This is a genomic window from Bartonella rhinolophi (genome assembly GCF_036576165.1).
Taxonomy (GTDB): domain Bacteria; phylum Pseudomonadota; class Alphaproteobacteria; order Rhizobiales; family Rhizobiaceae; genus Bartonella.
Genome location: NZ_JBAFWY010000013.1, coordinates 1 through 23,864, shown reverse-complemented (window position 1 = coordinate 23,864; position 23,864 = coordinate 1). Strand labels below are relative to the sequence as shown.

19 protein-coding genes, 2 tRNA genes and 4 pseudogenes are annotated in these 23,864 nt (G+C 35.7%); 15 read left to right on the top strand and 10 right to left on the bottom strand.

Features of this window, described 5'->3' with window-relative positions; genetic code table 11:
- Positions 1 to 208 (bottom strand): annotated as a pseudogene (locus tag V5N67_RS06555) (DNA adenine methylase); the annotation flags it as partial.
- A gap of 516 nt (positions 209 to 724) precedes the next feature.
- Between V5N67_RS06555 and V5N67_RS06550 the strand changes: the two are divergent.
- Positions 725 to 976: pseudogene (locus V5N67_RS06550) on the top strand (hypothetical protein); the annotation flags it as partial.
- Positions 924 to 1,967, top strand: a pseudogene (locus V5N67_RS06545) (tyrosine-type recombinase/integrase). The pseudogenes V5N67_RS06550 and V5N67_RS06545, both read left to right, overlap by 53 nt.
- Positions 1,968 to 2,033: 66 nt before the next feature.
- Here the strand turns inward: V5N67_RS06545 and V5N67_RS06540 are convergent.
- The 5 genes from V5N67_RS06540 to V5N67_RS06520 all read right to left on the bottom strand — a co-directional run bounded on the left by V5N67_RS06540 (position 2,034) and on the right by V5N67_RS06520 (position 5,336).
- A tRNA-Arg gene (locus V5N67_RS06540) sits at positions 2,034 to 2,110 on the bottom strand.
- A 36-nt stretch (positions 2,111 to 2,146) separates the two neighbouring features.
- On the bottom strand, positions 2,147 to 2,452 hold the full coding sequence (locus V5N67_RS06535; protein WP_332061091.1) for an ETC complex I subunit: 306 nt from the start codon (positions 2,450 to 2,452) through the stop codon (positions 2,147 to 2,149).
- Positions 2,453 to 2,542: 90 nt separating this feature from the next.
- Positions 2,543 to 2,619: transfer RNA gene (locus V5N67_RS06530), tRNA-Pro, on the bottom strand.
- Between the two features lie 819 nt (positions 2,620 to 3,438).
- Positions 3,439 to 4,128 (bottom strand): DnaA regulatory inactivator HdaA, encoded by a 690-nt coding sequence (gene hdaA / locus V5N67_RS06525; RefSeq protein WP_332061090.1) that lies wholly within the window; start codon positions 4,126 to 4,128, stop codon positions 3,439 to 3,441.
- Complete coding sequence (locus tag V5N67_RS06520; RefSeq protein ID WP_332061089.1) at positions 4,125 to 5,336, bottom strand: AI-2E family transporter; 1,212 nt, start codon at positions 5,334 to 5,336, stop codon at positions 4,125 to 4,127. The genes hdaA and V5N67_RS06520 overlap by 4 nt, the downstream gene beginning before the upstream one ends.
- Before the next feature lie 166 nt (positions 5,337 to 5,502).
- Between V5N67_RS06520 and purM the strand changes: the two genes are divergently transcribed.
- Both purM and purN read left to right on the top strand, forming a co-directional pair.
- A complete protein-coding gene (purM, locus tag V5N67_RS06515; protein ID WP_332061088.1) occupies positions 5,503 to 6,588 on the top strand; it encodes a phosphoribosylformylglycinamidine cyclo-ligase in 1,086 nt (361 codons plus the stop codon).
- Entirely contained in the window at positions 6,585 to 7,196 is a 612-nt protein-coding gene (gene purN, locus V5N67_RS06510) for a phosphoribosylglycinamide formyltransferase (RefSeq protein ID WP_332061087.1), read from the top strand. The genes purM and purN overlap by 4 nt, the downstream gene beginning before the upstream one ends.
- Before the next feature lie 266 nt (positions 7,197 to 7,462).
- Here the strand turns inward: purN and V5N67_RS06505 are convergent.
- A pseudogene (locus V5N67_RS06505) lies at positions 7,463 to 10,004 on the bottom strand (ATP-binding protein).
- A 213-nt stretch (positions 10,005 to 10,217) separates the two neighbouring features.
- Here V5N67_RS06505 and V5N67_RS06500 point away from each other — a divergent pair.
- Positions 10,218 to 10,757 carry a hypothetical protein gene (locus tag V5N67_RS06500; protein WP_332061086.1) on the top strand — a complete coding sequence of 180 codons (540 nt, stop codon included), beginning with the start codon at positions 10,218 to 10,220 and terminating at the stop codon, positions 10,755 to 10,757.
- Between the two features lie 53 nt (positions 10,758 to 10,810).
- Here the strand turns inward: V5N67_RS06500 and dksA are convergent, their stop codons facing one another.
- Positions 10,811 to 11,227 (bottom strand): RNA polymerase-binding protein DksA, encoded by a 417-nt coding sequence (dksA, locus tag V5N67_RS06495; RefSeq protein WP_332061085.1) that lies wholly within the window; start codon positions 11,225 to 11,227, stop codon positions 10,811 to 10,813.
- 333 nt (positions 11,228 to 11,560) lie between these two features.
- A complete protein-coding gene (locus V5N67_RS06490) occupies positions 11,561 to 12,097 on the bottom strand; it encodes a flavin reductase family protein (RefSeq protein ID WP_332061084.1) in 537 nt (178 codons plus the stop codon).
- A 147-nt stretch (positions 12,098 to 12,244) separates the two neighbouring features.
- Here V5N67_RS06490 and rpe point away from each other — a divergent pair, with 147 nt between their 5' ends.
- The 10 genes from rpe to V5N67_RS06440 all read left to right on the top strand — a co-directional run bounded on the left by rpe (position 12,245) and on the right by V5N67_RS06440 (position 21,302).
- Entirely contained in the window at positions 12,245 to 12,919 is a 675-nt protein-coding gene (gene rpe / locus V5N67_RS06485) for a ribulose-phosphate 3-epimerase (RefSeq protein ID WP_332061083.1), read from the top strand.
- Positions 12,920 to 12,928: 9 nt separating this feature from the next.
- The gene (purB, locus tag V5N67_RS06480) at positions 12,929 to 14,230 is read left to right on the top strand and encodes an adenylosuccinate lyase (protein WP_332061082.1); all 1,302 of its coding nucleotides are present in this window, start codon (positions 12,929 to 12,931) and stop codon (positions 14,228 to 14,230) included.
- A gap of 18 nt (positions 14,231 to 14,248) precedes the next feature.
- Complete coding sequence (locus V5N67_RS06475) at positions 14,249 to 14,797, top strand: RBBP9/YdeN family alpha/beta hydrolase (protein ID WP_332061081.1); 549 nt, start codon at positions 14,249 to 14,251, stop codon at positions 14,795 to 14,797.
- Positions 14,798 to 14,946: 149 nt separating this feature from the next.
- Positions 14,947 to 15,711, top strand: a complete 765-nt coding sequence (gene purC, locus V5N67_RS06470; RefSeq protein ID WP_332061080.1) for a phosphoribosylaminoimidazolesuccinocarboxamide synthase — start codon at positions 14,947 to 14,949, stop codon at positions 15,709 to 15,711.
- An 87-nt stretch (positions 15,712 to 15,798) separates the two neighbouring features.
- A complete protein-coding gene (gene purS / locus V5N67_RS06465) occupies positions 15,799 to 16,038 on the top strand; it encodes a phosphoribosylformylglycinamidine synthase subunit PurS (RefSeq protein WP_332061079.1) in 240 nt (79 codons plus the stop codon).
- Positions 16,039 to 16,050: 12 nt separating this feature from the next.
- Positions 16,051 to 16,722, top strand: a complete 672-nt coding sequence (gene purQ / locus V5N67_RS06460; RefSeq protein ID WP_332061078.1) for a phosphoribosylformylglycinamidine synthase subunit PurQ — start codon at positions 16,051 to 16,053, stop codon at positions 16,720 to 16,722.
- Between the two features lie 308 nt (positions 16,723 to 17,030).
- Complete coding sequence (purL, locus tag V5N67_RS06455) at positions 17,031 to 19,244, top strand: phosphoribosylformylglycinamidine synthase subunit PurL (protein WP_332061077.1); 2,214 nt, start codon at positions 17,031 to 17,033, stop codon at positions 19,242 to 19,244.
- A gap of 66 nt (positions 19,245 to 19,310) precedes the next feature.
- The gene (locus V5N67_RS06450) at positions 19,311 to 19,544 is read left to right on the top strand and encodes a BolA/IbaG family iron-sulfur metabolism protein (protein WP_332061076.1); all 234 of its coding nucleotides are present in this window, start codon (positions 19,311 to 19,313) and stop codon (positions 19,542 to 19,544) included.
- Positions 19,545 to 19,646: 102 nt separating this feature from the next.
- A complete protein-coding gene (gene grxD, locus V5N67_RS06445) occupies positions 19,647 to 19,979 on the top strand; it encodes a Grx4 family monothiol glutaredoxin (RefSeq protein ID WP_332061075.1) in 333 nt (110 codons plus the stop codon).
- Positions 19,980 to 20,051: 72 nt separating this feature from the next.
- The gene (locus tag V5N67_RS06440) at positions 20,052 to 21,302 is read left to right on the top strand and encodes a multidrug effflux MFS transporter (protein WP_332061074.1); all 1,251 of its coding nucleotides are present in this window, start codon (positions 20,052 to 20,054) and stop codon (positions 21,300 to 21,302) included.
- An 89-nt stretch (positions 21,303 to 21,391) separates the two neighbouring features.
- On the opposite strand, the gene parC is transcribed toward V5N67_RS06440, so the two are convergent.
- A complete protein-coding gene (parC, locus tag V5N67_RS06435) occupies positions 21,392 to 23,644 on the bottom strand; it encodes a DNA topoisomerase IV subunit A (protein ID WP_332061073.1) in 2,253 nt (750 codons plus the stop codon).
- Positions 23,645 to 23,864: the final 220 nt, after the last annotated feature.

Genomic DNA, 23,864 nt, shown 5'->3' with positions numbered 1-23,864 from the left:
TAAGTTCCAATAACGCTTCGATTTTAAAATAATTAAACCGTGCACTACGATCCGTTGAAATGCAAAACGCGCGATTAACAACCTTACCACTAAAACCTAACCGCTGCAGATATAAAAACCGAAGAGCGCGCTCTAAATTAGTTAACGTAGATGGTCTTACAGAGAGAGATGTTGAAACTCCTTCACGGCTACTGATCTGGAACTTCACCATATCCATACATGGCTAATAATGGTGCTGTAACACCCGAAAAAATTTACTACATTGGCCTTAAGCGATCATTGATAATTTCTGCTAGTGGAATCAATTTTTTCCTAAAAAAATACCTCCCATTCCGATAAAAAATTTTGCATAAACCTTAGAAGGAATGCCTTCAATAATTTTGACAATAGTTTTTTCTAACCTTTTCCCCGTCAATATAAGGTGTTATTGAACCTTTAAAATATCATAAAAAAAGAAAAAACTTCTCTTTTAACTGCGTAAAAATCATGGATATCACTTGACATCTTTTCACTTAAACAAATCCTTTTCATAGTAATCTTCAACACTTTAATGATGAATCAAAGTAAAATAATATGTTTGGTAGTCATAGTGAAGCATCAAGCCTTAGAATCATGAACCATCTTATGATGAATTTAATATTTTGAAATTTTTATATAACACAGAAGGCGTAATCAAAATTTTTTATATAGAGAATTCAATAAAGTACTATAAGATACCAGCAAAAAAGAAGCTAAAAAGCAAAGCGCAAAGGTTGCAGAAACCAAACCCACTGGTGAATTGTTAATTCATCTTAATAAAATTAAAACACCAGAAACTATGAAAAATACTTATAGTATTGACGATTTTTCACTACTTGAAAATGAGCAAGAAGAATACAGCTCCAACAAAGCTTGTCGCTCTGTCGATGGTATAAAGTTTAGCCATGCCAAAACGTCGTCCACCTCATCTCATTCGCGAATGCACTCGTCATGGTAAAACTATAGGTATGTGCGCATCGGCCACGGTTCGCGGTTTCGGATTGAAGGAACCTACAGAACACAAAAATTTATTGATAATTATACGCTTGCAATCAAAAAAACGCAAAATGGTTCCTCAAAAAATATGAAGCGCACCAGACTTATAGAAGGGCCTTTCGATGGGTTATTGCATCAATATTTACAAAGCATGCAATGGCATAATCAATCAGAATTTACAAAAAAATTTAAATATAGAATTCTAAATAACTTTTCTAAGCTTATTGGTGATCGCTCTTATAAAAGTATAGAAAAACAACATATTCTTGATACCGTAGACAGCAGGCGCAATATTCCAGCAGCTGCAAAACATTTTTTAAATGCTTTAAATGGTCTTTTTAATTGGGCAGTTGATAACGATCTCGTGAATAGAAATCCTGCCTTTAATATAAAAACACCAAAATCTTTTAACTCAGAAAGATTTATTCCATGGTTAAAGGAGGATATCGACAAAGTTATTATGACACATGGGCACGTGGTACACATGAACGCATTTGAATTGACGTGCTTTTGTACACAAGGACTGCGACGTGGTGATGCAGTTCGTATTGGCTGGAAAGATGTAACGGATAATATTATCCGTTTAAAAGCGGAAAAAGCCAATTTTATACGGATGTCTTTCTACCCATTTTACCTGAACTCGTAAAAAATCTTAAAATAGAATCAATTGGTGATGAAACATTTATTTACGGAAAAAATGGAAAAAAATTTAGTAAAGAAAGCTTTGGAAATCTTTTTCGTAAAGCTTGTAACGCCTCTGACATTAAAAAGTTAGCACATGAGTTGAAAAAATTAGCAGCAACACGCGCAGCAAATGCAGGCGCTACAGTTTCTCAAATAAAAGCTCTTTTTGATAGACTGAAGATAAAATGACATCTCCTTATACTAAAATGGCTAACAGAAAACGGCTCGCAATAAAGCCAATCAAAAAATTACAAGGAAAGCTGGAATAAATGGAAAATAATTTAACAGAATCAATAGAATAAAAATTTTCTATAAATCATTGATTTTATCTAAAATGGCGATCCCGACAGGATTCGAACCTGTGACCCACGGCTTAGAAGGCCGTTGCTCTATCCAGCTGAGCTACGGGACCAAATGATCATTTTCCTCGTTTAAAATAGCACCCTTACTAATGCGTCCAAGATTGCTGTCTATCACTACGAAAATTATCAGAATAAGAAACAGCACGTCGAATCGGCTTATATGTTTTTTCTACACGATAAGGAATAGAATTTTTGATTGCAAAAGCAATTGCTTCTTCCTTCTTATTAAAGCGAATTTTCACCTGATTATTTATATCAGATGTTGCCGTATATTTCATAAGAGGCTCAAGCATTTTTGCTTGTGTTGGCTCATACTGCAACAACCAAAAACCAGTGCTACCCCTTCCTGACTGCATAGCAGTCTTTGCGGGACTATAAATACGTGCAACCATAGTCTTTCCCTTTAGACCATACAACGCTTGAGTGACAATCTCTCTACCATACCACCCAATTGGGCCACTTTCTTAGCATCGAACAAAATATGGTCGGAGCGATAGGATTTGAACCTACGACCCCCTGATCCCAAATCAGGTGCGCTACCAAGCTGCGCTACGCTCCGCCATTTGTATTTATTTGATGCACATTCCCTAAAATTTTCATAACAAAAGTGCAAGGAAAAAACACACTTTTTTTTAATTTTGTTTCATTTTTTGGCAAATAATAACCTTTTTAGATTTTTTTTACCCAATGATACATTAATTGATGAAAATTAACGGAATAAAAAATTAATACCCACAAAAAAATTTAATCCGCAAAGATGAGCAGCTCATTTTCGCATAAAACTCCACAATTGTTCACATTGTTTAGGAAATATTCTATAATTATATAAAAAATATCCAATAAAAATCATTTTAGAAAAAAGTGATTTAAGCATAACAAAAGCTATAAAATGGTATAAGATTCTATATCACTCTACAAATACAAACCTCAATCCCGATTATAAAAAATAGGGAATTTTTTTGCTTCTTCACTCTATCAATCTCATTGATTTTAAAAATTTTACGCTCTTTTACAATAGCTAATATCTAAACAGACAAAAGAAAATATCTTTACACTTTAACCATAAAAATTTTTTACAGCCTTTAAAAATATTTTTTTCTAAACCAATTTAAAATGCATTATGATGTTCATGTAATATATGATAAAAACAGTGTAACATTATAAATTGAAAATCTTTAAAACATTTAAATAATGTATAAAATTTAGCGTATCAAGCTCATCTTAAAAGATGAAAAAACACTATTATGTGAAACAAGAAGCAAATAAAATAACTACCCTTCACCTTAAAAAATATAACATAAACAAAATTTTTCTCTGTAAACAAAAATACCAGCAGAACACTCTACTGTCCTACTATCTATTAAACAAAAAGCAATATTTACTGAATTTGCATGTTGAGAACTTCACCAATAACAGTACGTGTTATTTTACTTTTTCTTTGTAATGCTAATTGATCAACAGAATCAATAACACGCTTCAACGAAAATAAAGAACGTTCACAACGACTTACAAGATAATAAATAGTATTTGGATGAACAATAATCTGTCTATCAGAAAAAAGTTTAAAAGCGATAGCTGTTAACAACGCATCATCAGGCTGATCAATCGCAACTAACATAACTGAATTCAGACGACTTTTTAGATCATTTAATTTTAAATTCCACATAGAAGGCACTGTACGTGCAGTTATCAATAAAGTAGCCTGATGCGCATCAAGATTTGCTTGCTTAATACTGTTAATTAAGTGAAAAAGTCCCGTTTCACTGATTTCACCCGCATCAATATCTTCAATTAAAAATGATCTGCCTAAAGAAGCCGCAGCAATAGCCTGATCAATTTCATTACGATGAATATTTAAAGCACGAGTTTTTTGTGCCCATATATTAGCAAAATGCGTTTTTCCCGATCCTTCTTTTCCAACCAAAATTGCAATAGGAAAAACCCAATTTGGCCAATGATCAATAAGCTGAAAAGCCATACGATTGCTTTCCGTCACTACCAAGTCATCAAATTGGAAAACTGACGTATAAGAAAAGTTTAAAGGCAACTGCTTTTCACGATCATTCATTTTTGTGGCTCCGAATCTTCACTTTGCAAATACATTTGAGAATTCAGATAAGTATGAAGAGCAAAACGAACCAAAACACCAACAGCTGCCGCTGCAGGAACAGCAACAAGCATACCTGTGAAACCAAATAATGAAGAAAAAGCAAAAAGTGCAAACATCAACCACACTGGATGAAGTCCTACAGAAGAGCCTACAAGCTTTGGTTGAAGAATGTAACCCTCAATAAATTGACCAATAAAAAGGATAGCTATAACAACAATGATATAACCCCAATTATTTGGATAAAATTGAACCCATGCGACACCAGCAGACAAAACAAAGCCACTCATTGTACCAATATAAGGAATAAAGCTAATAAGGCCGATAAACATACCAATTAAAAGACCAAAATTGAGTCCTGTAATAGTCAAACCAATAGCATAATACCCTCCCAATATTAAACATGACGTTCCCTGCCCGCGAATAAATCCAGCAACTGCCCTGTCCATTTCATGAAAAATACCACGAACAGTTTCAAGATGATTGCGCGGAATCCACGAATCAATTGCTGCAACCATACGTGGCCAATCCAATAGCATATAAAACGCTACCACAGGTGCTACTACGAAGAGACTAACAACGTTAACTATAGATTTTCCTGATTTTAAAAGTGAATTTAAAAGAGACGTAATAAAATCAGAGCTTTGTCCTAAAAGTCCTGTAATATTAGTTTGTAACTCTTTTGGATCACTACCAAAATAGCGCCTAACCCAATCAAAATCATATTCAACAAAAAAAGTTTGAATACGACTAACGTAAATCGGCAAACCATCACTCATAAATTGTTGTATTTGCCAACTGATAATGGGAATCAAAATGATTAAAGCAGCAACAAAAATAATAACAATAAATAAAGTAATTAGGATAGTAGCAAAAACACGACGAATACCAACTTTTTCAAGCAATTGAACAATAGGGTTAAGAAAGTAAGCCAATGCAATCCCTGCTACAAAAGGCAGCAAAACTGACCCAAAGAGAAACATAAAAAGAATGAAAAAAAGCAATGTTCCAAGCCAGAAAAAAATTTGTTTTTTCATATTGTTTGGTAACGGCACTTGAGCATAAGCAGGCACATAAGCCGCATAACGACCATGAATCTTATTTTCACGAATTTTCTTTTTCATTACCTGCGAAGCAGAGTTATCATGATTATCTGGTATCTTATTCATAAATATCTCAAACAAAACTCTTCTACAAAAGATTATAAACTTCTTCACCACGGGTCAAGCAAAGTCACTTATTTCTTAAATACTAAATATCAATATCTCTTGCAGAGATAATTTTATCATGGCATTGCATAATATCAAAATCTGGTTTTCCCTAAGGAAGGTTCTCATGAGCAATCAAGATTTAATAAATAATAACCCTGATAATGGTCTTACCTATGCAAAAGCTGGTGTGAACATCGATATGGGAAACGCCATGGTAGAAAAAATTAAACCTTATGTCCGCTCCACAAAACGAGCAGGTGCAGACGTAGAAATTGGAGGCTTTGGCGGCTTATTTGATTTAAAAGCAGCAGGATTCAAAGATCCTATTCTTGTAGCTGCCAATGATGGCGTAGGCACAAAATTAAAAATTGCTATTGAAGTCGGTATTCATAACACTGTTGGGATCGACCTAGTAGCCATGTGCGTTAATGATTTACTCGTACAAGGTGCTGAGCCACTCTTTTTTCTCGATTACTTTGCTACTGGAAAGCTTAACCCTGAACAGGGTGCTGCAATCGTTTCTGGCATTGCAGCAGGATGCCAACAAGCAGGTGCAGCCCTTATTGGAGGAGAAACTGCAGAAATGCCTGATATGTATGCGAAAGGAGATTATGATTTAGCAGGCTTTGCTGTAGGAGCAGCAGAGCGGAGTTCATTATTACCTTCAAAAAACATTACAGAAGGTGATGTTATTTTAGGTCTTAGCTCATCTGGAATTCATTCTAACGGATTTTCTCTCGTTAGACGAATCGTTCAACAAAGTGATCTAAAATGGGATAATTTTGCCCCTTTTAATCCCCAAATGAGCCTTGGAACAGCGCTACTCACACCAACACGCATTTATGTAAAATCACTCTTATCCACTATACGAAATTACGAAGGGATCAAAGCTCTTGCCCATATTACAGGAGGAGGCTTTCCTGAAAATATTCCACGCGTAATTCCATCCTCTCTCTGCGCTGAAATTAATCTTTCTGCTATTAATGTTCCATCAGTCTTTTCATGGATTGCCAAACAAGGAAAAATAGAAAAAACAGAGATGTTACGAACATTCAATTGTGGTATTGGTATGATTATTATCGTAGAGCAATATGCTGTTGAAAAAATTACACAAGCACTTGAAATGCAAGGAGAAGCCGTTACTTTGCTTGGTGTTTTAACAAAACGTGAAGATAAAGGAATTTTCTGTAAAGGTACACTGCATTTATGAAAAAACAAATTGTTGTTTTTATTTCTGGTAATGGATCTAACATGGTTTCTCTCGCTAAAGCGAGCAAACAAAGCGAATACCCTGCCGAAATCGTCGCAGTCATTTGCGATAAACCTCATGCGCCTGGCATTGAAAAAGCACGTAACAATAATTTGCCTATTCACATTATTGACCGCAAAAATTATCCAACTAAAGAAGCGCATGAAGAATCTATTTTTACAATTTTAGCCCAATATCAACCAGATCTTATCTGCCTTGCTGGTTATATGCGCCTCATTTCATCAAATTTTGTAAAACTTTACGAAGGAAAAATTTTAAACATTCATCCTTCTCTTCTCCCTTCATTTAAAGGTTTAAATACTCACGAAAGAGTCTTACAAGCAGGTGTTAAAGTCACTGGATGCACTGTTCATCTTGTTACAGAGGATATGGATGCAGGAAAAATTCTTGCCCAAGCAGCTGTTCCAGTATGTCCCAGTGATACTGCTGATAGCTTAGCACAGAGGGTTCTGAAAGCTGAACATGAACTTTATCCAAAAGCCTTGAAAGCTTTCATCGAAGGAACCCAAAATATGACAGATGCACAACAACAACTTTTCTCTTTTTGAGAACATTAATCAGTGTATTCCAATATTGCACCTCAGTTTATCATTAATTATTACAGTTTAAATTATATAAAAGTGCTGTTTACTTAATTGGAATCTACATTGCCTTCAGGATTTGTTTGTGCAAAACATGGAAATATTTTTTAATTTTTAAACTGTGAATGTAAAAATGAGTTTTACTTATTTAATTTACTGACTCTATACATTACCATGAGAACCTTTATATTTTAACTTTTTTTCTAAGGGTTTAAATATATAATTTCTCTATTTTATTGTGCAAGGGTTTCTTTAACAGTTAAAGCTAACTGTTTGAGTGTAAATGGCTTAGATAAAAAACCAAAAATAGCATCTTGTGGAAGATTTTTAGTAAAAGCATCTTTCGCGTATCCAGAAACAAAAATAAATTTAATATCGGGATAGTTTTTACGTACTTCTCTAAGTAAAGTTGGTCCATCCATTTCTGGCATTACCACATCGGAAACAATAATATCGACTGCACCCTTATTTTTCTTAAGAACAGCAAGCGCTTCAATTCCGCTTGCAGCTTCTAAAACAGTGTACCCTCTCATTTGAAGTGCTCTTACCCCACCCATTCTGACAGCATCTTCATCTTCAACCAATAAAACAGTTGCAAACCCTGTTAAATCTATATTTTTTTCCTGCTTTTCTACTTTTTCAATCTGCTGAGAAATTTCACTACCAGCATCAGGAATATAACGAGGGAGAAAAATATGAAATGTTGTTCCTTTTCCTTCTTGGCTATCACAATAAATATAACCACCTGTCTGTTTAATAATTCCATAAACCATTGATAAGCCAAGCCCCGTCCCTTTTCCAACTTCTTTTGTGGTAAAAAATGGTTCAAATATTTTTTCTTGTATAGCAGATGATATGCCAGTTCCTGTATCTGAAATAGTTAGCTGCACATACTCACCAATTGCAAAACCAACATGATCAAACCCAGCACTTTGTTGCTTTGTAATATTGTTTGTTGCAATTGTGACAACACCTCCCTGTGACATAGCATCACGCGCATTAATAACCAAATTCATAATAACGCGCTGAAAAGATGCTTGATCGACTTCAACGCTCCACAAATCTCTTCCATGGACAATTTTTAACTGAATATTATTGCCTAAAAGGGGTAAAATAAGATTGCGAATATCTGATAAGAGCTCTGTAAAATCAACTTGCTCAGGTCGAGCGTTTGTTTTCTAGAAAAAGCTAATAATTGCTGCACAAGTGCAGCCGCACGATTAGCATTGTTTTTAATGTTGATAAGATCAGCATGTGCTGGGTCAGAACTGCGATGTGTATTTAAAAGAAAGTCACAAGACATCAAAATTGCTGTTAAAACATTATTAAAATCATGAGCAATACCACCTGCCAGTTGCCCTACTGCTTGCATTTTCTGACTCTGCATCACTTTATCTTCAAGCATTTTCTGCTCTGTGATTTCTATAACAGATATAATGACTAAATCTTGTAATGTATCATCATGATATGACGTTACAGACATAACATGGAGACGCAAATGGCGTTCTTCATTATTTTCTAAAACTGTTTCTATCGAAACTGAATCATTTCTATTTGCCGTGATTTTCTGAAACGCACGCTCTAACTGTGCACGATCACGGTGAGATATAACATCATAAAGACTAAAAATTTGATCTCGGCATCCCATTAACGATGAAAAAGCACTATTTACGTGAACCAATTGTCCTTTTTGATCTACCAGCGCTATTGCAAAAGGACTTGCATCAAAATATGTTACTAATGAATTTGATAGTTTTGACTGATCACCATTCTCTTCATTTTTTATCTGATGAGGCATCATCACAATACGATAGATAGCTTCATCCTTTGAGAAAGAAGAAGCACACATAAAACAATTTAAAATTTTCTTTCTGCTAGTTTCTGAGTTTAAACATAACAAAAAAGTATAAGGTATAGAATAACCTAAACTTTGATGTTTATGATTTTGCAAACAAATATCACTCCACGTGTTATTAGCTTCAATGCTGTCAAATAGCTGATCAAAATTATATTGGCCTACGGCAAAATTTTCCAAATCAATTGAAAACCATTTAGCACAAACTGCATTTGCGTACAGAATTATCCCTTGTGTATTAACAGATAAAAAACCAACAGGAGCTTGGTCAAGTGATGAATAGATTCCTGAAGATGTGAGAAAAAAACTTCATGATACTTTTGTAGATGTGAAATATCAGCAATACGCCAAAATAAAAGTTTTTTTCTCCGCTTTATTATTGGTTGAACAGAAATATTATACCAAGCAGAATTGCTTTGTACAGAATGGAGAAAAATTGGCCGCTCTATTCTTAATTCTTCCTGTGCTGCAAGATTACTGCATGCAGCAACTTTTAGACGATACAAAAGTGCACCAGCCCCTGGGAGATCAGAAATGACTGCATAGCATGAAGATTCAGGTCGATAGGTAAGAATGTTTCGATAACTTTGATTAGAATAATAAACAAAACCTGACAAATCAGATACTATAATTGCATCATCGGTACTATCAAAAATACTAAAGCCAAAGTTTCCATGCAACTGTGTTGCATCATATTTCAAAACCCCCATCCCTATCAAAATTAGTGCAGCAACACCTATAACTGCTAAAGCTAAAAAAAACATCAGCATAATTTTTTGAAAATAGCTGTGCGGATAAAAAAAACCTAAAATACTCACAATGAATAAAAAGCATATAATAAAAGCAACACCAAAAGTCATAGCTCCCCAACGCACAAAAACAGACGGTGATCTTTCAGTATTTATAAAATCTTTATTCATCTCTCTTTATCTCAATTATGGTCATTTTTTATGCCACAAATTGCTTTCATAATTATTGTTATAAAATATACACTATGATAATATCTGTCTTATAGAAATCACTCAATGTTAAAAAGAATTATATTTTGCACGAGAAATAAACCTTTTAAGATATATTCATAAACTTATATAAATGAACAATAATAGTTCCATTATAAAATGGGGAGAAGCAGCATGCACGTCTGGTTATCAAGCCAAATAGGCACATCCGCAGCAGACACAATCATAAATCTTGTGCTCTTCATAATAGTAATAGTAGCCATTGCTGTAATCATTATGTTTTTACGCCATTTAAATACAGGAAGTTTTAACTCTAACAAAAAAAAGCATCCACGGCGATTAACCATATGTGATACGATCGCTATCGATCGCACACGTCATCTTATTTTGGTACGCCGCGATGATACAGAGCATTTAATTCTTATCGGAGGATCAACAGATATCGTTATAGAATCTGATATTATGAACGCACAGATTACAAACAAAAGTATTGAAAAACAAAAAAAAGACACACAATTCAAATTGGCAAGAGCAGAAGTGAATCAAAATCAGGAGCTCACAGAAAAAGTATCTTTTCCTGCGAAAAAAATAGAGCATGTATACAATAATATTTCCACGTCTTTTATGAAACAATGTTTTGAAGATTCAGCAATTACCGCCGAAATTGAAGGACGACAAGAACCATCCTTATCTATTCCTGTCCCCAAAAAATAAAATAGCGAATTTATCATACCAAGAGCTTTATTTTTTCGTCATTAAAATCGCTTTTAATCGTCACGATAAACTTTCTCTTGCCGTTCATGGCGTTCTTGTGCTTCTAGCGATAAAACTGCAATCGGTCGAGCCTCAAGACGCTTTATACTAATAGGCTCACCCGTTTCTTCACAAAATCCATAAGTCCCATTATCAATACGCTCCAAAGCTGCGTCTATCTTTGAAATGAGCTTTCTTTGGCGATCACGTGCACGCAATTCGATGGTACGATTAGTTTCGCAAGACGCTCTATCAGTTAAATCAGGTTGCCCAACATTATCTTCTTGCAAATTTTCTAAAGTCTCACGAGCTTCTTTCAATATATCATTTTTCCAAGAAACTAACTTAGCACGAAAATACGCCTTTTGTCGCTCATTCATAAAAGGCTCATCTTCACTAGGACGATATTGACCATCAACCTGTTTGCTCATGCCATAAAACCTTCACATATGGTATGTGCGGTCTATATATTGTGCAATATTGACCAGTACAAGAGTAAAATGCTTTTTTATAACAACACACACATATATTTTAAGCCACTGTTTCAAGGTTTCTAGCCACTTTTTTGCAAAATATGTTATTATTTTTGTAATAATTTTTATTATCTCACTTTTATAAATATCTTTTTCAGCAGCATCTATAAATGTATACAAAGAAAAAAACATAAACATTCAAGATCATATAAAAGAGCTTTATCCAGCAGATATTGGGCTAAAACTTGAACACGTTAGCAAAAAATGAGCTGAATATAAAAACAAAAATCTTTATAATGGCAAAGTATGATATTCACGATTCAAATAGATCAAAGCATCTTTTTCTTGATTACGATTTATTGCAACAACTTCACCAATCAAAACATAATGGGATGCATGTTCGTGCCAACAAACCAAGCGACAATCAAGTGACGCTAAAGCGTCTAAAAGACTGGGGGCACCAGTTTGCAAAGTCCCCCACTGCGCTATATCAAAATGTTCAGTTTGTGTGAAACTGCAGCGCCCAGAAAAAATATCTGCTATGGAACGATGTTTTCCTGCCAAGCTATTAACACAAAAATTTCCATTTTCCATAAATAACTTATTTTTAGGGTTCTGGCGCATAAGACAAACAAGAAGCATTGGTGGGTTATCTGATAAAGAACAACAAGCTGACACTGTCACCCCGCGCCTTCCCTTAAGACCATTTGTTGTCACAACATGCACAGCCCCTGCAAAATGACTCATAGTATCCCGATATTCTTGCGAAGAAGCAGTAGCAACAATATGTTGAAGTTTAGGCATTAAATGTGTTGTATGATTTGACATATCTTTCACTTATACAGCTTTTAAATTTTTAAAAAACATTTCCATTAAAAAATCTATTATATATTCCCATTATTTTTGCACCATAACATAAATGATATTTTAACATACAAGACTACATGCTAAAAAGAACCATCTAAGGAGATTTTAATGCCTCATTCTCACCTCATTTCATCTTCACTCTTGGCTTCTGATTTTTCTAAACTTGGCCAAGAAGTCTTGGATAGTGTTAATGCTGGTGTAGACTGGCTGCATCTTGATATAATGGATGGTCACTTTGTTCCTAATATCACTTTCGGGCCCGATATCATTAAAGCATTACGTCCACTAACTAAAGTAATATTTGATGTTCATCTGATGATCGCGCCAGTAGATCCCTATCTTGAAGCCTTTGCAAAAGTGGGATCAGATATTATAACCATTCATGCTGAAGCAACCCCTCATCTTCATCGTTCATTACAAACAATTAAAGCAATGGGAAAAAAAGCAGGGGTGTCAATTAATCCTAGTACACCAGAACATATACTTGAATATGTGCTTGATCAATTAGATCTCATTTTAATCATGACTGTTAACCCTGGTTTTGGTGGACAAAATTTCATTCCAGCAATGAAAGATAAAATTAAACGTGTCAAAAGCATGATTGCTAATAGACCTATTGATCTTGAAGTTGATGGTGGGATCACTGTTGATACAATCGGAATAGCTGCAAAAGCTGGTGCAAATGTATTTGTTGCAGGCTCTGCAATTTATAAAAATGGAAACAAAGAACTTTACAAAACACGTATTAACGCATTGCGCCAAGCTGCAGCCCTCTCACAATAAGGAAAAATTATGATAGAACGTTATTCTCGCTCTGAAATGGTAGCAATTTGGTCACCAGAAACGAAATATCGCATTTGGTTTGAAATTGAAGCACATGCCTGTGATGCACTCGCTCAACTGGGTATTATTCCAAAAGAAGCAGCAAAGATCATTTGGGAAAAAGGAAAAGTCGCCAAATTTGATGTAAATCGCATTAATGAAATTGAGGCAATCACCAAACATGATGTTATAGCATTTTTAACGCACTTAGCTGAATTTATTGGCTCAGAAGCTCGCTTTGTACACCAAGGTATGACATCGTCAGACATTCTAGATACAACGCTTAATATTCAATTAATGCGTGCCAGTGATATTTTGCTAAAAGATATAGAATACCTTCTTCAAGCATTAAAAAAACGCGCAATTGAATATAAAGAGACAATCACTATTGGACGAAGTCACGGTATTCATGCTGAGCCAACAACATTTGGAGTTAAATTTGCTCTTGCATATGCTGAATTTTCCCGCTGTCGCAAACGTCTTCTTGCAGCACGTGAAGAGATTTCTACTTGCGCAATTTCAGGAGCTGTCGGAACTTTTGCTAATATCGATCCACGTGTTGAAGAATATGTAGCAAAAGCATTGGGAATGCGTGCTGAACCTGTTTCTACCCAAGTTATACCACGTGATCGTCACGCCATGTTTTTTGCTACACTTGGTGTTATTGCTTCATCTATTGAAAGACTAGCTATAGAAATTCGCCATTTACAGCGCACAGAAGTTCTTGAAGCAGAAGAGCATTTTTCACCTGGGCAAAAAGGATCATCCGCTATGCCTCACAAACGTAATCCAGTTTTAACAGAAAATTTAACTGGACTAGCGCGTATGGTGCGTGCATTCACAATACCTGCTATGGAAAATGTAGCACTTTGGCATGAACGTGATATTTCTCACTCATCTGTTGAACGTTACATTGGTCCTGATGCCACCATTACACTTGATTTTGCTCTTGCTCGTCTGACATCCGTAATTGAAAATCTCATTGTTTATCCAGACAATATGCAAAAGAATCTCAATAAATTTCGCGGTCTTGTTCATTCACAACGGGTACTTCTGGCGCTTACACAAGCTGGAATAAGTCGTGAAGATTCTTATCAAATTGTCCAACGAAATGCGATGAAGGTTTGGGAACAAGGGAAGGATTTTTTAGAAGAACTGCTTAACGACAAAGATGTAACAAAAGCTTTAAGTGAATCAGAGCTTCGCGAAAAATTTGACCTTTCTTACCACACAAAACATATCGACACTATTTTTAAACGCGTCTTTGGATAATAATGCAGGAAGCAATTTATGAAAGTCAATCAACTCGATATTCTTATTGTACCTGGCTATAAAGGGTCTGGTTCTGACCATTGGCAAACACGCTGGGAACAAAAATTGTCTACAGCTCACCGCGTTAAACAAACCCATTGGTCAAAACCTGTTTGTGAAGAATGGGTTAATAAGGTTAAAATTGCCATTGCACAAGCCCAAAAACCTGTTGTAATTATTGCTCATTCATTAGGAGTTCCCACAGCTATTCATGCAACATCACAGAATGCAAAAAAAATTCGTGGTGCTTTTTTTGTTGCTCCTCCAGACGTAGCCAATGAAAAAATACGTCCACAGCATTTAAAGACATTTGGCCCATACCACAGCGAAAAATTGCCTTTTCCTTCTGTGGTCGTAGCCAGTCGTAACGATGAGTTTTGCCCATTTCCCGTAGCAGAAAAACTTGCCAATGATTGGGGAGCACTCTTTGTTGATGCTGGACAGTCTGGTCATATCAATGTAGAATCTGGGCATGGGCCTTGGCCTGAAGGGCTTATGGTTCTTGCCCACTTTCTTGCAAAACTTTGACCTACCTTCCTCATTTTACCTATGTGTTTTTTTCCTTTTAATAAAATCCAGATAATAAAAATTGTAGCAATCATTGAGAATTTTTGTCAATTAGGATAGTATTGCTCATCAATACTGTTTAAGATCCCTCAAATAAATAGAGAATCATAATGAATCGTCGTCACCGTATTTATGAAGGCAAGGCTAAAATTTTATATGAAGGACCTGAACCAGGAACCTATATTCAGTTTTTTAAAGATGACGCAACTGCCTTTAATGCAAAAAAACATGAGATTATTGACGGCAAAGGAGTTTTAAATAACCGTATTTCAGAACACATTTTTAGTCATCTTAGTCGTTTGGGCATCCCAACACACTTTATCAAGCGTATAAATATGCGTGAACAACTTATTAAAGCAGTTGAAATTATTCCTCTGGAAGTTGTTGTTCGTAACGTTGCTGCTGGATCTCTTTCTAAACGTTTGGGGTTGGCAGAAGGAACGGCTCTTTCGCAACCCATTGTTGAATTTTATTATAAAAATGACTCTCTTGATGACCCAATGGTAACTGAAGAACATATCACTGCTTTTGGATGGGCAGCCCCACAAGAAATAGAAGATATTATGCAGCTTTCAATTCGTATTAATGACTTTCTCTCTGGGCTTTTTGCAGGTGTTAATATTCAATTAATTGATTTTAAAATGGAATTTGGTCGCTTATGGGAAAATGAAACAATGCGCGTTATTCTTGCTGATGAAATTTCGCCTGATTCTGCCCGATTATGGGATATGCAAACACAAGAAAAAATGGATAAAGATCGTTTTCGTCGTGATATGGGAGGACTCATTAATGCCTATCAAGAGGTTGCAAAACGCCTTGGTATCATCAATGAAAACGAGCCTACACGACAAAGCGGTCCTGTTTTAGTAAAATAAAACAAGGTGATTGTAATATTCTCGCTCTTTTATATGTAAGTATTTTTCTTCAAAGAAGAGATCCTTTTTGACAATAGGAAGTAAAGAATGAAAGCACGCATTATAGTTACTTTAAAAAGCAGCGTCCTTGATCCACAAGGAGAAGCGATTGCCGGTGCTTTAAAGAGTTTGGCTTTTACAGATATTCACTCTATCCGCCAAGGAAAAGTTTTTGATATTAATCTTGATGATATGCCTGCTAACACTGCAACGCAAAAGCTTGAGCAGATGTGTAAAGAACTACTTGCGAATACTGTCATTGAAAATTACACTATAGAACTTCTTTAAGCGGATATCTCTATGAAAACTGCTATCATTCAATTACCTGGATTAAATCGCGATCAGGATATGGTTGCAGCATTATTTCACATAACAGGAGTTGAACCAGTTAAGATTTGGCAAACAGATACAACGATTCCAGACGTAGATGTTATTGTTATTCCTGGTGGTTTCTCTTACGGTGACTATTTAAGATGTGGCGCTATTGGTGCACGGACACCAGTCTTGCAAGCTGTTCGTGAAAAAGCACAAAAAGGTGTTACCATAATAGGTATATGTAATGGATTTCAAATTTTATTGGAAGCTGGGTTATTACCAGGTGCTTTAATGCGTAATGCTTCATTAAAGTTTGTTTGTCGTGAAATAAAACTTGAAGTAATAAATGCCAATACAAAATTTTCTCGGTATTATTCTAAAGGACAAATTATTCGTTGTCCTGTTGCTCACCATGATGGAAATTATTTCGTTGATGGTGAAACGTTAAAGCAGATAGAAGATAATGAACAAGTTATTTTCCGCTATGCAGAAAACACAAACCCTAACGGTTCGATTAATAATATTGCTGGTATTGTCAATAAAGCTGGTAATATTCTTGGTATGATGCCTCATCCTGAAAATTTTATTGAACCTGCACATGGCGGTACTGACGGTCGCTTACTTTTCCAAAGTGTTTTAGAATTAACAAATGGATAATTATAAAAAAGAGATTTTGTATTAGCTAAATTCTCATCATATAAGCTTTCACATTATACATAATAAATTTATTAACCAAGCTTTTTACGGACAACAACGAATGATAATGAATATTATTGCTTTAACAAACAAAAATTTATTTAAAAACCATTTCTAGTCTCTGAAGCCATAGGCAAACGACCAAAATTTCAGCTTATAGTTTATAAATGATTTCATTATCAAATAACACAATCACTTATGATCTGAGTTGGTGAGGTTTAAAATAATCAAAAGCTCAATTTCAATTAATTTGACGGAACAAAATACTCATGAAACCTTGCAATAACATCACCATTACCTCAGAACTAATTGCACAACATGGTCTAAAAAACGATGAATATCAACGTATTCTCACCTTGATTGGTAGAGAGCCGACATTTACTGAACTTGGAATTTTTTCTGCAATGTGGAATGAACATTGTTCTTACAAGTCATCTAAAAAGTGGCTTAAAACTTTACCAACACAAGGCAAATATGTCATTCAAGGTCCTGGTGAAAATGCCGGTGTTGTTGATATTGGTAAAGGACAATGCGTAGTTTTCAAAATGGAAAGCCATAACCACCCTTCTTACATTGAACCTTACCAAGGTGCTGCAACAGGTGTTGGTGGTATTTTGCGTGATGTCTTTACAATGGGTGCTCGTCCCGTCGCAGTTATGAATGCATTGCGGTTTGGAGCACCTCATCATCCCCGAACACGCCATCTTGTTTCTGGTGTTGTTTCTGGAATCGGTGGTTACAGCAATTCTTTTGGCGTTCCCACTATTGGTGGAGAAGTAAATTTTGACGAACGTTATAATGGTAATATCCTTGTTAATGCTTTTGCAGCTGGTATTGCAAAAACAGACTCTATTTTTTATTCTAAAGCGCAAGGGGTAGGACTTCCTGTTGTTTATCTCGGAGCCAAAACAGGACGTGATGGTGTTGGTGGAGCAACAATGGCTTCTACCGAATTTGATGATTCAATGAGTGAAAAACGCCCAACCGTTCAAGTCGGTGACCCTTTTACTGAAAAATGCCTTCTCGAAGCTTGTTTAGAACTTATGGAACTTGGAGCTGTTATTGCTATTCAAGATATGGGCGCAGCAGGATTAACATCCTCTGCTGTTGAAATGGGTGCAAAAGGCAATCTAGGAATAAAACTTAATCTCGATAAAGTTCCTGTTCGTGAAGAAAAAATGACAGCCTATGAAATGATGCTTTCTGAAAGTCAAGAACGTATGCTCATGGTGCTGAAACCAGAATTAGAACAACAAGCATCTGCAATTTTTCATAAGTGGGGTCTTCACTTTTCCGTTATTGGAAAAACAACAGATGATTTACGTTTTCGTGTGTTGCATCAAGGAGAAGAAGTCGTCAATCTCCCAATCAAAGAGCTCGGAAATGAAGCGCCTGTTTATGATCGCCCTTGGATAGAGCCTACCAAAAAACCTATCCTTAAAGCAGAAGCATTCAAAAAAGTTGAAAATCTTTCCGACGTACTCCTTACATTGTTGAACTCGGCAAATCAAAGTTCACGCAGATGGGTTTATGAACAATATGATACGCTTATACAAGGAAATAGTCTTGTTGGTCCTGGAGGTGATGCAGGAGTCATTCGTGTCAACAATAAAGATGAACGTGCCCTTGCTTTTTCTTCTGATGTAACGCCTCGCTATTGTGAAGCTGATCCTTATGAAGGAGGAAAACAAGCTGTTGCAGAATGTTGGCGCAACATTAGTACCACAGGCGCAACACCACTAGCAGCGACAGATAATCTTAATTTTGGTAACCCTGAAAAACCTGAAATTATGGGACAATTGGTTCTCGCCATTAAAGGTATAGGTGAAGCTTGTAGAATCCTCGATTTCCCTATCGTTTCAGGTAATGTCTCCCTTTATAATGAAACCAATGGAGAAGCAATTCTTCCTACGCCGACAATAGCAGGTGTTGGTCTTTTAGAAGATTGGTCAAAAAGAGCCACAATCAGTGGTATGCAAAATGAAGATATTATTGTTTTGATTGGTTCTTGCGGTTCACATTTGGGACAGTCGATTTATGCACGTGACATTTTAAATATTGATGCAGGTGCACCACCTCATGTAGATTTGCAACTTGAAAAAAAGCATGGGAAATTTGTTCGAGATGTTATTCATCGTGGTTTTGTTCATGCTGCTCATGACATTTCTGATGGAGGATTAGCGATTGCGCTTGCAGAAATGGTGATTAAAGCAAGAAAAGGAATCAGAGCAGAATTAAGTAATAAATCACCCTGTCATGCCGAGCTTTTTGGTGAAGATCAAGGGCGTTACATTTTAGCTATTAAGCCCAATGCACTCAATAACCTTGAAGATTTAGCAAGAATACATGAAGTTTCCATAACAAAATTTGGTATAGTTGAAGGTAACGCACTTGATATAAAAGGCATGTTTAATCTCTCGATATCTAAACTCACACAAGCTTATGAAAGCTGGTTTCCAGAATTTATGGATGAAAATAAATAATGATTCACTTTTATTTGGCTATATACTATTCTCACGAGTATAGTAAACAAACACTGGAGAATGACCATGGCAATGAGTGCTCATGAAATTGAAATCCTTATTCGTGAAAATATCCCTGATGCAAAAGTGATAATTCATGACCTTGCGGGAGATGGTGAGCATTACGCTGCAGAAGTTATTTCAGAAAGTTTTCGAGGAAAAAACCGTGTTCAGCAACACAGAATGGTTTATGATGCCCTTCAAGGTAATATGGGAAATTTGCTGCATGCTTTAGCACTTCAAACAAGCGTTCCTCAATGAGTTTAAAATTTCTTCTTGCATTCATTCTATAAATACGCGATTAGAAAAATTAATGCTAATATGAATATATCCCTTTAAAATGCGCAATATTAAGGAATAAAAATGACTACAACTCGTGATTTTATTGATGAAGAAATTAAAGCAAACAATGTCGTTTTATTCATGAAAGGCACCCCCAGCTCTCCACAGTGTGGATTTTCTGGGCAAGTTGTTCAAATTCTTGAGTATTTAGGATTAAATTATAAAGGAATTAATATCCTTACCTCAAATGAATTACGTCAAGCCATAAAAGAGTACTCAAATTGGCCAACAATTCCACAACTTTATATTAAAGGAGAATTTGTTGGTGGTTGTGATATTGTTAAAGAAATGTTTCAAAATAAAGAATTACAAAAACTTCTAGAAGAAAAAAATATTCCCTATAATATATCATAAATAAACTTTGATTTATTTCAAAATTTTGTAAAATATTTTTTCAATGAAATTTTTTATTTCTTAAGGGGGCGTATGTTATATTCAATCGATGAACGAAAACACATAGATGCTATCAAAAAAAAGATTGGGTATAAGGAATTTGTTATTCTCCTTGCAGCACTCATGACAATTAACTCCATAGCTATTGATATTATGTTACCAGCTATGCCCGATATTTTAAATAACTTGCATATTGTTAATGAAAATTATCAGCATTATATTATTTCTTGTTATCTTATCAGCTACAGTGTTACGCAAATATTTTTTGGTCCCATAAGTGATCGTTATGGACGCCGTAAACTCGTCCTTATTGGTCTTGCTTTTTATGCGTTTTCAGCAATTCTCTGTGCGTTTGTATCAAATTTACCTACATTATTGGTTCTACGTGCTTTACAGGGCACTGGAGGAGCAGCTATGCGTGTGCTCACAATTTCTATCATACGCGACCTCTACGAAGGTCGAAAAATGGCAGAAGTCATATCCATAGTCATGATGGTTTTTCTCATTGCACCAATGGTTGGACCAGCAACAGGACAAATCATTTTGTTATTTGGACATTGGCAATTTATTTTCATATTTATGGCTCTTATTGGTTTTGGGCTCATGATTTGGATTTATCTACGCCTACCTGAAACTCTTTACACACAGCGCTCTCTTTCTTTTTGCTCTATTAGAAGTAACTTTGGGATTGTTATAACTAATCGCACTAGTCTTTGTTATACACTTGCTGCTTCTATCATCTTAAGCTGTATTTTTATATCCATTAATACATCGCAACAAATTTATGAAGGAATCTATAATTTAGGATTTTGGTTTCCTGTTGCTTTTGCAGTTAGCGCTGGGTTTGAAATTATGGCGTCCCTCTTGAACTCTCTATTCGTTGGACGTCTTGGAATGCGACGTATCGCTCATAGTATGCTTTTGCTATTTTGTATTATTTCATGTGTCTGGTTTGTTAGTTCAATTTTAGCAGGCGGTGTTGTGTCCTTTTCTTTTTACATGTTACTATACTGTACACTCATGTTTGCATGTGGTGGGATGATGGCTAATTTCAATACACTCGCTCTTGAGCCTGTCGGAAAAATTGCTGGGACTGCATCTTCCATATCTAGCTTTCTTCAAAGCTCTATTGGCACAGGTCTTGCTTTTTTTATTGCACAACAATTTGATGAAACAACAATTCCTAATTCAGCAGGTTTTTTCTTCTTAAGTCTCATTGCCATATTTCTTGTCTTGTGGGCAGAGCGTGGACGCTTATTTATGCAATACAATAAAAAAGTCTAAAGAATCTCTTTATAAGATTCTAATGGAGCTAAACTAAATATATTATTTTTTATACTTTTGTAATTTTAATTGAGAGATTCTATGCTGTATTAATTGGTAAATTTTCCTGATTTTGGGAATCCTTTTGGAACTAACCGTCCAACCCCAGAACGAGCGCCTATCCATTCAGTAAGTTCATCGATTTGGCGATTAAAATTACGTTCCGCTGTGTCTTGCCAACTTAAACCTTCTGACAAATTGAAAGTTTTAGCATCGCAAACAGTACTACCATCTTTATACCGTTGCAAACGTACCCCCTTACCACGATTCATTTGTGGTATTTCTTTAATAGCAAAAATAAGCATTTTGCGATTTTCTCCAACCAGCGCAACATAATCACCCTCGACCAAAATGCAAAGCTTTACCTTATCAGGAAATTTCACATTCATAACTTGCTTTCCTTTTCGCGTATTAGAAATGATCTCGTTTTCAGGAACAATAAAGCCATTGCCATAAGATGAAACCAAAAGCCGTTTTTCCTGCGCGTTGTGCACAAAAGCTGTAAGAATATCGTGCTCGTCATCCATATCAATTAAAATACGGACTGGTTCACCATGCCCTCGACCTCCAGGCAAAATATTTGCACTAATAGTAAAAAACCTTCCATCTGTACTGATCATAACAATTTTATCTGTAGTGAATGCTGGAAATGCTAATTTTAAGCAATCTCCCTCTTTAAAAGAAAGCGTTTTATAATCACTCAAATGACCTTTTAAAGCACGCATCCAACCTTTTTCAGAAAGCACAATAGTTACTGGCTCTTTTTCAATCATCGCCTGATGAATTTCATTAACATCATACCTCGGTGCATTTTCAAATGTCGTACGTCTTTTTCCCAGAGGAGTTTCTGAACCAAAAATTTTGCGAACTTTTATTATTTCTTGCGAAATCATCTTCCATTGCTTTGCGTTGGAATTTAATAAATTTTGCAGCTCTGCTTTTTCAACTTCTAGAGCATCAAATTCTTTGCGAATTTCCAATTCTTCAAGCTTACGTAAAGAACGCAACCGCATATTAAGAATAGCTTCAGCTTGATTTTCTGTTAATCCAAAACGTACAATCAGTTGCTTTTTCGGTTCCTCTTCTTCACGAATAATCTGAATCACCTCATCAAGATTCAGATATGCAATAAGATACCCATGCAGAATTTCTAACTTGCACTCAATTTCATCGAGACGATAAGTAGAACGACGAATAAGTACCTCTTGACGATGTTCAAGCCACTGCTGCAAACTTTCACGCAAAGAAAGAACATTTGGTACTTTTCCTAAGGATAAAACATTAAGATTCAGAGGAAACTTTATTTCAAAATCAGTCAATTTAAACAAGGATTCCATGAGGAGTTCAGGATCAACTGTACGATTTTTAGGAACCAGCACAATGCGTATATCTTCTGCTGATTCATCACGAATATCTTCAAGCATTGGTAACCGCCGTGCAAGCAGTAACTCTGCTGTTTTTTCAATAAGACGTGACTTTTGAACTTGATAGGGAATTTCAGTCACAATAATTACATAAGAACCACGGCTACCAGCCTCTTGATGCCAACGCGAACGTAACCGAAAGAATCCGCGCCCTACACGATAAGATTCCTCAATACTCTTTTTAGGCTCAACTAAAATACCTCCTGTTGGAAAATCAGGACCCAGCACAAACTGATTTAATTCTTCATCGTTTGCATCGGGATGAGCAATCAAATGTAGTGCAGCATCACACAATTCAGCAACATTATGCGGTGGAATAGACGTTGCCATACCAACAGCAATACCTGATGAGCCATTCGCTAAAAGATTCGGAAAAGCTCCAGGCAACACAATAGGTTCTTCATCTTCTTCATTATAGGTTAAGCGAAAATCAATAGCGTTTTCATTAATTCCCTCAAGCAATAACGCAGCCACTTCAGTCATGCGTGCTTCCGTATAACGCATAGCAGCAGCATTATCACCGTCAATATTACCAAAATTTCCCTGTCCATCAATCAATGGATAACGAACAGCAAAACCTTGAGCCAAGCGCACTAACGCATCATAAATAGATGCATCACCATGAGGATGAAACTTTCCCATTACATCACCGACAATCCGTGCACATTTAGCATAGGATTGTCTAGGATTAAGCTTGAGTAAACGCATCGCATGGATAATACGTCGATGTACAGGTTTCAACCCATCACGTACATCAGGTAATGCACGATGTGTAATGGTAGAAAGCGCATAAGCCAAATAACGCTCTTGTAAAGCAGAACGTAATTCTATTGGCTCAATATGTTCTTTATCAAAAGGTAAACTCATTTTATCAGACATAGTATTAGGATAACAATTCCCAAAATAACGAGCACTTATTCCCAAAAGTTTTTTAAGTGCAATCTTTCACCAGTCAACTATTTTTATAAAAACTGACTATATAAAAATAAACATTATGATTAAAACATGAACAGAAAATTATATCAATTTGAAAAATTTGTGCATATGCTTCACTATTTTTTCTAAAAAATACATATGTCTCTTATAAACATCTCCGAGA